Source organism: Pseudomonas sp. K5002 (genome assembly GCF_013386655.1).
GTDB lineage: Bacteria > Pseudomonadota > Gammaproteobacteria > Pseudomonadales > Pseudomonadaceae > Aquipseudomonas.
The window spans coordinates 1-12,265 of sequence record NZ_JACARK010000550.1 but is presented as its reverse complement, the minus strand read 5'-3'; the positions used below and the strand labels follow the sequence as shown (position 1 = coordinate 12,265).

Sequence of the window (12,265 nt, the reverse complement as noted above, 5' to 3'; positions counted from 1 at the left end):
CTGGCGGCGGGTGCGGTGGTGCTTGGGGCGGCGGTGCTGGGGTATCGGCGGCTGGGGTGATTACCCGGTCACCAGTGCGCCGCGATGTTGCAGGAATTCGTTCAGCGCCTGGCGCGTGAGATCGTTCAGCGTGACTTTTTGCCGGGTCGCGGCGAGGGCGGCGGCCAGGTGGAGGTCATGGCCGACACGGACGTTGAACGAACCCTTGCAGGGCTTTTCCGGTGCTTGCCCAAGGGCCTGGCAGGTCTCGATGTAGTCGTCCACGGCGGTGCAAAAGGCGGCGTCCAGTTCGGCGACGGTTTTACCCTCGTAGCTGACCAGGGCCTTGATGAAAAGCAGCTTTCCGAACAGGCAGTTGTCTTCGATGCTGGCTTCGATGGAGCCGATGTAGCCTTTGTGTTTCAGCTGGTTGTTCACTGAATCAGTTCTCCTGATTTCAATTGTTCGATGATCTGGCGCCGAATGTAGTGTTTCAGTTCGTTGCCGGGGTGAGGCTTGTGCAGGGTGATCATTGCACTGGGGTCGCCTATGTCGAACCTGACCCGGCTACCCGCCCCTTCGATTTGCGTGTATCCCCGGCGCCGCAGCAGCGTGACGAGTTCGGGCCAGGTAAAGGCCGATTGCTCATTGAGCAGTTTGGCCAGCAGCTTTTCATTTTTCGACACGGCGATTCTCGCCTGCAACTAAATGTAGTTGCAATTGATGGGTTGCGTCAATGATAGGACAGCCGCGCCGAGCCTCTCGGTGTTTGATGTAACCCTTGATGACACCGTGGTCTGCGCCCCCAATCCCCGCTAATTTTTCCCTTCCGGATTCGTTTTATAGGGACGACGTGCCTTTGTGCTTCCTGCCTATTGCCCCGGATCCCAAGAAATGAACGCTGAAGACTCCTTGAAACTTGCTCGCCGGTTTATCGGGTTGCCCCTGGAAAAACGCCAGATGTTCCTCCAGGCGCTGCACAAGGAAGGGGTGGATTTTTCCCGGTTTCCGATCCCGGCAGGGGTGGAGGCCGAGGACCGGCAGGCGCTGTCCTATGCGCAGCAGCGGATGTGGTTTCTGTGGCAACTGGATCCGGCCAGTGGCGCCTATAACCTGCCCGGCGCGGTACGGCTCAAGGGCGCCTTGAGCCTGCCGGCGATCGAGCAGGCGTTCGCCAGCCTGGTGGCCCGCCATGAGACGTTGCGCACGGTGTTCCAGCGCCAGGCGGATGATCGTCTGTTGCAAGTGGCCGCGCAGTCGCCGCTGGTTGTCGAACAGTTGGACTTCAGCGCCCTGGCACCCGCCGAGCGTGAGCAGGCGGTGATGCAGGCCGCTACCCGTCAGTCGCTGTTGCCCTTCGACCTGGCCAACGGCCCGCTGCTGCGGGTGCAATTGCTCAAGCTGGCCGAGCAGGAACACGTGCTGCTGCTGACCTTGCACCACATCGTGTCCGACGGCTGGTCGATGAACGTGCTGATCGACGAGTTCATTCGCTGCTACGACGCCCATGAGCGCAACGAGCCGCCGCAACTGCCGGCCCTGCCGATCCAGTACAGCGACTACGCCCTGTGGCAGCGCCGCTGGCTGGAGGCCGGCGAGCAGGCTCGTCAGCTGGAATACTGGCAGGCACGCCTGGGAGATGAGCACCCGGTACTGGAACTGCCCATCGACCATCCACGCCCGGCGATGCCCAGCTACCAGGGCACCCGGCATGACTTTGCGATTGATCCGGCGCTGGCTGCGCAGTTGCGCAGTTGCGCGCAAAAACACAATGTGACCTTGTTCATGTTGCTGCTCGGCGCGTTCAACGTGCTGCTGCATCGCTACACCGGGCAGGGCGACATTCGGGTTGGCGTGCCGATTGCCAACCGCAACCGCAGCGAAGTCGAAGGGCTGATCGGTTTCTTCGTCAATACCCAGGTGTTGCGCACCGAACTGACCGGGCAAACCCGCGTCGACGAATTGCTGCAAGGCATCAAGGAACACGCACTGGGCGCCCAGGCCCATCAGGAATTGCCGTTCGAACGCCTGGTAGAAGCCTTGAAAGTCGAGCGCAGCCTGAGCCACACGCCGCTGTTCCAGGTGATGTACAACCATCAGCCGCAAGTGGCGGACATCGCCGCGGTCAACACCGCCTCCGGGCTTGAACTGTCCCTGGTGCAATGGCAAGGCCGTACCACCCAGTTTGACCTGAGCCTGGACACCTACGAGAAGTCCGGCACCCTGCACGCCGCGCTGACCTATGCCAATGACCTGTTCGACGCCGCCACCATCGAGCGCATGGCCCGGCACTGGCTCAGCCTGTTGCAGGCGATGGTCGCCGATGGCAGCCAGCGCATCGGTGAACTGCCGATGCTCGCCGCCGCAGAGCAGCACGTGCTGGTGCATGACTGGAACCAGACGGCCGAGGCGTACCCGACCGAACGTGGCATCCACCACCTGATCGAAGACCAGGTACAACGCACTCCGCAGGCCGTTGCCCTGGTGTTCGGCGCGACGCAGTTGACCTACGCGCAGCTCGACGCGCGCGCCAACCAGTTGGCCCATGCCCTGCGCGAGCAGGGTGTTGGCCCGGACGTACTGGTGGGGATCTGCATCGAGCGCTCCATCGAAATGGTGGTCGGCCTGCTGGCGATTCTCAAGGCCGGCGGCGCCTACGTCCCGCTGGACCCTGAATACCCCCGCGAACGCCTGGCTTACATGATCGAAGACAGCGGCATCGGGCTGCTGCTCAGCCAGCAGAGCCTGCTGTCGACCTTGCCGGTCGACGGCATCAACGTCATCGCACTCGACCAGGCACAAGGCTGGCTCGACGATTACGGCTGCGAGCCTCTGGCCGTCAACGTGCACGCGCTGAACCTCGCCTATGTGATCTACACCTCCGGCTCCACCGGCAAGCCCAAGGGCGCAGGCAACAGCCATCGTGCGCTGGTCAACCGCCTGTGCTGGATGCAGCAGGCTTATGGCCTGGATGCCAGCGACGCAGTGTTGCAGAAAACCCCGTTCAGCTTTGACGTGTCGGTGTGGGAGTTCTTCTGGCCATTGATGAGCGGCGCACGGCTGGTGGTCGCAGCACCCGGCGAGCATCGCGAGCCGGCTCGCCTGATCGAGACCATTGGCGAACACGCTATCACCACGCTGCACTTTGTACCGTCGATGCTGCAGGCATTTATCCACGAGCCGGGCGTGCAGGCCTGCGCCAGCCTCAAGCGCATCGTATGCAGTGGTGAAGCGCTGGCGCTGGATGCGCAGTTGCAGGTGTTCGCCAAGCTTCCGGGCGCCGGGTTGTACAACCTCTACGGCCCGACTGAAGCGGCCATCGACGTCACCTATTGGACCTGCATCGACGAAGGTGCCGACAGCGTGCCCATCGGCCGTCCCATTGCCAATCTGGGAACCTACATCCTCGACGCGCAACTCAACCTTGTGCCGGCAGGCGTCAGCGGTGAGCTTTACCTCGGTGGCACCGGGCTGGCCCGCAGTTACCACCGCCGCGCGGCGCTCACCGCCGAGCGTTTTGTGCCGTGCCCGTTCAATGACGGTGCGCGGCTGTACCGGACCGGCGACCGGGTGCGCCAGCGCGCCGACGGTGTGATCGAATACCTCGGCCGCCTCGATCATCAGGTCAAGCTGCGCGGCCTGCGTATCGAGCTGGGTGAAATCGAGACCCGCCTGATGCAACACCCGCTGGTGCGCGAGGCCGTGGTGCTGGTGCAGGGCGGTAAACAGTTGGTTGCTTACCTGGTGCTGGAGGGAGGCGAGCCTGCCACGCCGTGGCAACCGGAGCTCAAGGCGTGGCTGTTGAACAGCCTGCCGGAATACATGGTGCCCACCCACCTGATGCCGCTGGTGAAATTGCCAGTGACCGCCAACGGCAAGCTCGACCGCAAGGCCTTGCCGTTGCCGGACGCTGCGCCGCAGCAAGCGTTCGTGGCGCCACAGGATGCATTGCAAAAAGCCCTGGCGGCGATCTGGGAGGATGTGCTCGGTCTTGAGCGCGTAGGCCTGGAAGACAACTTCTTCGAGCTGGGCGGCGATTCGATCATCTCCATCCAGGTGGTCAGCCGTGCGCGGCAGGCCGGCATCCGCGTCAGCCCGCGTGACCTGTTCCAGTACCAGACCGTGCGCAGCCTGGCACTGGTCGCCACCCTCGATAAACGCTCGGCGGTGGATCAGGGGCCGGTGAGCGGTGATGCCGTGCTCGGGCCGATCCAGCAGCATTTCTTCAGCCGCGGGATGTCGGTGCGCGAACACTGGAACCAATCGCTGCTGCTGACTCCCCGTGAGGCCTTGAATGTGCAGTGGCTCGATACAGCGCTGACGCACATCATCAATCACCACGATGCCTTGCGCCTGCGTTTTACCGAAAGCACCGAGGGCTGGCAGCAAAAACACGATGCTCCAGTGGCCAGCGCTGATCTGTGGCTACGCGATGCCGAGTCGGCGGAACACCTGAATACCTTGTGCAACGAGGCGCAGCGCAGCCTTGACCTGCAAAACGGCCCGCTGTTGCGAGCCTTGCTGGTCACGCTGGCCGATGGCAGCCAGAGGCTGGCGCTGATCGTTCACCACCTGGTGGTCGACGGTGTGTCCTGGCGCGTATTACTGGAAGATCTGCAGCAGGCTTACGAACAATTGGCGGCAGGCGGCGGCATTGAGCTGCCGCCGAAAACCAGTGCATTCCAGGGCTGGACTGCGCGGCTCGAACAGCAAGTGCAGCGCTTCGATGAACAACTGATGTACTGGAAAACACAGCATCAGGATGCGAAGGATCTGCCGTGCGACCGACCTGACGCCAGCCTGCAAAATGCGCAGGGTGAAAAAATCGAGTGGCGACTCGACGCCGAACGGACCCGTCAGTTGCTGCAACAGGCGCCCGCCGCGTACCGCACGCAGGTCAATGACCTGCTGCTCACCGCGTTGGCCCGCACCATCAGTCGCTGGAGCGGTCAGGCAGGCACGCTGATCGAGCTTGAAGGCCATGGCCGCGAAGACCTGTTCGATGACATCGACCTGAGTCGCACCGTGGGTTGGTTCACCAGCCTGTTCGCGGTCAACCTCACCGCCCGCGATGACCTCGACGGTTCGATCAAGTCGATCAAGGAGCAACTGCGCGCGGTGCCGGACAAAGGCCTGGGCTATGGCGTGCTGCGTCATCTGGCGTCCCCGGCAGTACGCGCCGAGCTGGCGGCACTGGCGCCACCGCGGATCACCTTCAACTACCTGGGCCAGTTCGACCGTCAGTTCGACGACGCGGCCTTGTTTGTGCCGTCTGCCGAAACCAGCGGTGTGGCACAGGATCTGGCGGCACCATTGGCCAACTGGCTGACGGTTGAAGGCCAGGTCTATGGCGGCGAACTGTCGATGAGCTGGGGCTTCAGCCGCGAGATGTTCGACAGCGCGACCGTGCAGCAACTGGTGGACCGCTATGCCAGCGAGCTGCATGCACTGATCGAACACTGCTGCACCTTGCCGGCCGCGCAAGCCACGCCATCGGACTTCCCGCTGGCGCACCTGACCCAGGGGCAACTCGATGCGCTGCCGGTGCCGGCCAATGCCATCGAAGACGTGTACCCGCTGACCCCGATGCAGGAAGGCTTGCTGCTGCACACCCTGCTGGAACCGGGCACCGGCCTCTACTACATGCAGGACCGCTACCGCATCAACAGCGCCCTGGACCCCGAGCGTTTCGCCCAGGCCTGGCAGGCGGTGATCGCCCGTCATGAAGCCTTGCGCGCCTCGTTCTGCTGGAACGTCGGCGAAGACATGTTGCAGGTTATCCACAAGCCCGGCAGCACGCCGATCGAGTACCTCGACTGGAGCCAGGAGCCGGAAAGCGAGCAGGAACCGCGCCTGCAAGCGTTGCTGAAAAGCGAGCGTGAAGCCGGTTTCGATCTGCTTAACCAGGCGCCCTTCCACCTGCGGCTGATCCGCGTAGGCGAAGCCCGCTACTGGTTCATGATGAGCAACCACCACATCCTGATCGATGCCTGGTGCCGCTCGCTGCTGATGAACGATTTCTTCGACATCTACATGGCCCTCGGCGAAGGTCGCGAAGCGCAACTGGCGACGCCACCGCGTTACCGCGATTACATCGCCTGGCTGCAACGCCAGAACCTCGCCGAGGCGCGCCAGTGGTGGCAGCAGAACCTGCAAGGGTTCGAACGCACCACACCGATTCCGAGCGACCGGCCGTTCCTGCGGGAACATGCCGGCCATAGCGGCGGCATGGTGGTGGGCGACTGCTACACCCGCCTGGATGTGCGCGACGGCGCGCAATTGCGCGAGCTGGCCCAGGCTCATCAATTGACGGTGAACACCTTCGCCCAGGCGGCATGGGCCCTGGTGCTGCGGCGCTTGAGTGGCGATCGCGACGTGCTGTTCGGCGTCACCGTGGCCGGGCGCCCGGTAGAAATGCCCGAGATGCAGCGCACTGTCGGGCTGTTTATCAACAGTATCGCCTTGCGGGTCAAGCTGCCGGAGGACGATCAGCAGTGCAGCGTGCGCCAATGGTTGAGCGGCCTGCTCGACAGCAATATGCAACTGCGCGAGTACGAGTACCTGCCGCTGGTGACCATCCAGGAGCACAGCGAACTGCCGAAAGGCCAGCCGCTGTTCGACAGCCTGTTCGTGTTCGAGAACGCCCCGGTGGAAGTCTCGGTACTGGACCGTGCGCAAAGCCTGAATGCCACCTCGGATTCCGGTCGCACCCACACCAACTTCCCGCTGACGGCCGTGTGCTACCCGGGCGATGACCTGGGCTTGCACCTGTCCTACGACCAGCGTTATTTCGATGAAACCACCGTGCAAGGCATGCTCGCTGAATTCAAGCGGCTGCTGCTGGCGCTGGTGCAGGGCTTCCATGGCGACATGGCCGACTTGCCGCTGATTGGCGAGCAGGAGCGTGAGTTCCTGGTGGACGGCTGCAACCAGAGCGAGCATGAATATCCGCTGGAGCGCAGTTACATCGAGCTGTTCGAAGCCCAGGTGGCACAGCATCCACAGCGGATTGCCGCCAGTTGCCTGGATCAGCAATGGACCTACTCTGAGCTGAACCGGCGCAGTAACCGCCTGGGCCATGCGCTGATTGCCGCGGGTGTCGGGCTGGACCAACCGGTGGCGTTGCTGGCTGAACGTAATCTGGATTTGCTGGGCATGATCATCGGCAGCTTCAAGGCCGGCGCGGGTTACTTGCCGCTGGATCCGGGGCTGCCGACCCAGCGCTTGAGCCGGATCATCGACCTCAGTCGTACGCCGTTGCTGGTGTGCACCGAGGCTTGTCGGGAACAGGCGGATCTGTTGCTGGAAGAGTTTGCCTGTGGCTCGCGACCGAGGCTGCTGGTGTGGGAGGAGCTGGTGGGTTCAGAGCAGAACCCGGGCATCTACAGCGCGCCGGATAACCTGGCCTACGTGATCTACACCTCGGGCTCCACTGGCCTGCCCAAGGGCGTGATGGTCGAACAGCGCGGCATGCTCAATAACCAGTTGAGCAAGGTGCCGTATCTGCAACTGACTGAGCACGATGTGATCGCCCAGACCGCCTCGCAAAGTTTCGATATCTCGGTGTGGCAGTTCCTCGCGGCGCCGCTGTTCGGGGCGAGGGTGGACATTGTGCCAAATACCATTGCCCATGATCCGCAAGGCTTGCTCGCTCACGTCCAGGCCCAGGGCATTACCGTGCTGGAAAGCGTGCCGTCACTGATCCAGGGCATGCTCGCCCAAGACCGCATGAGCCTGGATGGCTTGCGCTGGATGCTGCCGACGGGTGAAGCGATGCCGCCGGAACTGGCGCACCAGTGGTTGCTGCGTTATCCGCAGATTGGCCTGGTCAACGCGTATGGCCCGGCGGAATGTTCGGACGACGTGGCGTTCTTCCGCGTCGACCTGGCGTCGACCCGTGGCACTTATCTGCCGATTGGTACGCCGACCGACAATAACCGGTTGTACCTGCTGGACGGTGCGCTGGAACTGGTGCCTCAAGGCGCCGTCGGCGAGTTGTGCGTGGCCGGGACCGGCGTGGGTCGTGGTTATGTCAGCGATCCGCTGCGCACGGCGCAAGCGTTTGTGCCGAATCCATTGGGTGCGGACCGGTTGTATCGAACAGGGGATTTGGCCCGCCGTCGCAGCGACGGTGTGTTGGAGTACGTCGGGCGCATCGACCATCAGGTGAAGATTCGCGGTTACCGGATCGAGCTGGGTGAAATCGAAGCGCGCCTGCATGAGCAGCCTGAAGTGCGGGATGCGGCGGTGGGCGTGCAGGAGGGCGTCAACGGCAAGCATCTGGTGGGCTACCTGGTGGCGGCGGATGCGCAGCTCAACCCGGGTGAGCGCCTCGATCGCATCAAGCAACGCCTGCGGGCCGAGCTGCCGGAATACATGGTGCCGTTGCATTGGTTGTGGCTCGACCGGTTGCCGCTGAACGCCAACGGCAAGCTGGACCGCAAGGCCTTGCCGGCACTGGAGATCGGCCAGTTGCACAGCCAGGAATATCTGGCGCCGCGCAATGAGCTGGAGCAGACGCTGGCCGGGATCTGGGCCGAGGTGCTCAAGGTCGAGCGCGTCGGCGTGCAGGACAACTTCTTCGAACTGGGCGGGCATTCGTTGCTGGCCACGCAGATAGCTTCACGGGTGCAGAAGACGCTGCAGCGGGATGTGCCGTTGCGGGCGATGTTCGAGTGCAGCACGGTGGAGGCGTTGGCGGGGTATATCGACGGGCTGGCGGCGAATGAGATCAGCGCCGAGAAGGTGGATCGGTTGAGTGATTTGATGGCGGAGCTGGAGGGTTTTTAACTCGGAGCGCAACGCGCCACTCGTCGGGTGGCGCGGTTGTTAAGGTTCGAACTGTGAATTCTGACAGTAGGCAAGGGGGGCATTTCGGCGTGTGATGGGCAACACCATCACTCGCTGAAATGGAGTTCTATCATGCCCAAGTCATCACCGTTGACCCTTGACCTGCCCAAGCCACAGTTGATCGAGGCCGAGGGAGAGCCCCGGGTTGACCCGCTCCAGTTGCTGGAGGGGGCTACTGTCCGGGTGTTCTACGAAGGGATGCTCAGCACCGACAGTATTGTGTTGCGCTGGGAGTCGACACCGGGGGAATACGCGCCGATTGCCTCCCAGGATGGCGTCGAAGCGGGCTCGGTCGAGTTCCACGTACCCCCGTATTACGTAGGGCTGCGCATTGATAACTTCGCGCTGTTTTCCTATGTCGTTACCCGCGATGACGAGGAACATCCTTCCCCCGTTGCCGACGTATTCATCAAGCTGCCGTCCAATTTGCCGCAACTGCAGATCTTTCAAGCCTCAGGCGGTGTTCTGGACCTGTCCTTGTTGTGCGGTGAAGACCCGGTTCTGCATGTCGACGCCTGGCCGTTCATCGACCCGGTTCAAGTGGCTCAGGTCTATATCGGGGGGATTTACCCTGATGGGTCCAAGGCCAGTCTCTACCCTTATGAAAATGCACCGGTAACAGAGGAGGACGTGCGCCATGGCTGGACCCGAAAGTTGTCCCGTGCCGAACTAGCCACGCTCAAGCATGACAGTGAGCTTTATATTGCGTTCTACGTTGAGTTTTTGCCGCGTGCGGATTCCAGGCCGGTGTATCGGCTGATTTCTGGTTTGGTGTTGACGTTGCTCATCGAGCCTCATTTGGATCTCGTAGCGCCCACGGTGGTGGAAGCCACGCAAATCACACCTGAAAATCTCGTATTGAATCCGGTCAATACCCAGGACGGTGCGACCATCCGGGTCAGCTATGAGCATATGTGCCCTTGCGACTGGGTTTGCGCCTTCTGGGAAGGGACTGCCGGGGCAGGCACTCCGGTACTCGAGTGCAAGCAGGCCGACAATCGGGACGTTGTTGATTTTAATGTGCCGGCGTCAGCCATCAGCGCCAATTTCAATAAGCAGGTGTCGGTCCGCTACACCGTCCGACGGGAAGGGCAAACCTGGTCGGCGCTGCCGCGACCGGTAAAAATCCTGAATATCTCCGGCCTGCCCAAGCCGCAGGTGGAACAGGCCACGGGCAGTACGCTGGACCTCAATACGTTCCAGGGGGACGCGCAACTGACGGTGGCGGCCTATGCCTACGGCGCCTTGGGGCAGCCCTGCTGGATGTGGGTAACCGGTGAGCGGGAAGATGGCGCGCCTTATCGCTTCGATGTGCTGGGCGGCGAGCCGCTCTCCGAGCAATGGCTGCAGGAGGGCGTCAGTACGCTGCTGTCCCGGCGCGACCTGCAAAAGCTGGCCGATTGCAGCCGCTTTGACGTGCATTTTGCGGTGAACTTCGATGGCCGGTCCGACAGGGCCAGCGCCGAGCCGTTTCCTGTGCTGCACCTGGATATTCATCAGGAAGACCTGGTCCTGAAACCCTTGACCATTCGGGAGGCCGTGGGCTCGCAGTTGACGGTATGGAATGGCCGTGATGGCGTGACGGCACGGGTGGAATATGACCACATCAGTGCTCATGACGAGATCAGCGTGTGTTGGACACAATCGGACGGTAGTTGCCTGCCGTTGCCACCCAAGCCGGGTAACACTGATCCGAAGTACGTTGACTTCACCATTCCCCGCGAGGCTGTAATCGCTGGAAGCGGCAAAACAGTGCCCGTCAGTTACAGCGTCGCGAGCGCATGCAAGCACGTCACGTCAGCTGACCTGGAGCTACAGATCAGTGTCCCGCAGCGTTTGCCTGCGCCAGAGGTGCCGCAGGCCACTCAATTGCCCGGTGGCCAGGGGACACTGGACTTGCGCACCTTTACCGGGGATGCCGAGATTACGCTGCAAGCCTGGTGGTTCATCCTGGCGGGGCAAAAGGGCTGGCTGGAATGTACGGGAACCTTGCTCGACGGGTCGTCCCATACCCTCAAGCTGCTGGTCAATGAGCCGATCACGCAAGAGCAGGCAAACCATGGGTTGTCGCACGTTCTGCCTCGTGAGGAACTGGAAAAGTTTCGCCACAGGTCCGTATTGAACATCGTGTTCAAGGTTACGGCGGACGGCAGCTCCCATGTGAGCGAAGCAATTGTGTTCCCTGTGCTGATGTTGCTGTTGCGCAAGCAGTACAGAGACCTGACGGATTTCAACGATCAGACCTTGGGTTTATGGACCGTAGGGTCAGGCGCACCCGATGCCAGGGATATCAGCATTGAATATATGGGGACGGGACCTGACGGCAAGCCCGATTACGCAGTCAGGAATTTCACATTTACCAATAACAGTTTCGGCCCGATCCTGCAGCGGCGCTTCTTGGATTTGGAGAGCGGTTTTACTTACCGGTTTTCTGTACGGGTTCGACGGTACAGCGTTGCGTTCGCGACGCCCAAGTTATCGTTGCGCAAAGACTCCATTCAACAAACACCGGTGGAAGAGTTGGTTGACCTGAACTGGCACACACTGAGCTTCACCTTTACGCCAACCATCGCTCCCGTGCTGCTGGAAATCTATAGCCATGAAGGCGCTACGAGCGGCAACGATTGGTACATGGATGATTTCCTGGTCGAGGGGATTTAATCCGCGCTGAAAAGACAATGCCCGCTTCGATGCGGGCATTGTCTTTACAGGCTAGGGCTGATTATTTCGGACCGAGAATCTTCACCAGCTTATCCGGCGACGGCGCTCCTTGCTGTTGCTGCAACCCACCCTTGTCATCCAGATAGAAAATTGCCGGCGTGGCCGACAACTCCAGTTCGTCCATCAGCTTCATATTCGAATCAAGCTTGGCCTGGATATCCGCCGGGATCTTCTCCAGCGCCTGCAACTTGCTGCCTTTACCGGCCGACTCATGGGCTTCCAAGGCCTGTTGCGGGTCCTTGGCGGCAAACAGCGCGGCCGACTTGCCCGGGCTGTCTTCACGGATAATCCCCACCATGATGTGCCGCAACTGCACCTTGCCCGACTTCACCCACGGCCGTGCCTGTTCCCAGAACATGTTGCAGTACGGGCAGTTTGGGTCGCTGAACAGGTACACGATGCGCGGCGCGTCCTTGTTGCCGTCCTGGATCCAGTTGCTGTGTTCCATCTTGGCCCAGACTTCCTTGGCCATCGGCGCATACACCAGTTTCTCCAGCGGCGCGGTGCTCAGGTCATTGCCGTCGGCGTCGTACAGGTTGCCGGCGATCACGCTTTTGCCGTCTGCGGTCAGGTACAGCGCCATGCCGCGGTTCTGGTATTGCGCCGCATAACCCGTGAGGCCGCTGGGCGCATCGAACTTGCCGATGATCTTGGCCCCCTTGGCCTCGATGTTCTTGATCGGCGCCGGCCAGTCTTCGGCGTGGACCAGGCTGGC

Annotated in this window: 5 protein-coding genes; 2 read left to right on the top strand and 3 right to left on the bottom strand. The window is 61.8% G+C overall.

All coding sequences use genetic code 11. The features are described 5' to 3' along the window. Window positions 1–60 precede the first annotated feature (60 nt). Window positions 61–417 (bottom strand): type II toxin-antitoxin system HicB family antitoxin, encoded by a 357-nt coding sequence (locus HX846_RS23070; protein WP_003208166.1) that lies wholly within the window; start codon window positions 415–417, stop codon window positions 61–63. Next, the gene (locus HX846_RS23065; protein WP_003208165.1) at window positions 414–665 is read right to left on the bottom strand and encodes a type II toxin-antitoxin system HicA family toxin; all 252 of its coding nucleotides are present in this window, start codon (window positions 663–665) and stop codon (window positions 414–416) included. The genes HX846_RS23070 and HX846_RS23065 overlap by 4 nt, the downstream gene beginning before the upstream one ends. Before the next feature lie 208 nt (window positions 666–873). Here HX846_RS23065 and HX846_RS23060 point away from each other — a divergent pair, with 208 nt between their 5' ends. Together HX846_RS23060 and HX846_RS23055 are read left to right on the top strand one after the other, a co-directional pair. Beyond that, window positions 874–8,769 carry a non-ribosomal peptide synthase/polyketide synthase gene (locus HX846_RS23060; protein ID WP_178966152.1) on the top strand — a complete coding sequence of 2,632 codons (7,896 nt, stop codon included), beginning with the start codon at window positions 874–876 and terminating at the stop codon, window positions 8,767–8,769. A gap of 132 nt (window positions 8,770–8,901) precedes the next feature. Beyond that, on the top strand, window positions 8,902–11,490 hold the full coding sequence (locus tag HX846_RS23055) for a hypothetical protein (protein ID WP_178966151.1): 2,589 nt from the start codon (window positions 8,902–8,904) through the stop codon (window positions 11,488–11,490). Between the two features lie 61 nt (window positions 11,491–11,551). On the opposite strand, the gene dsbG is transcribed toward HX846_RS23055, so the two are convergent. After that, a partial coding sequence (gene dsbG / locus HX846_RS23050) for a thiol:disulfide interchange protein DsbG (protein WP_256739862.1) occupies window positions 11,552–12,265 on the bottom strand: 714 nt, incomplete at its 5' end.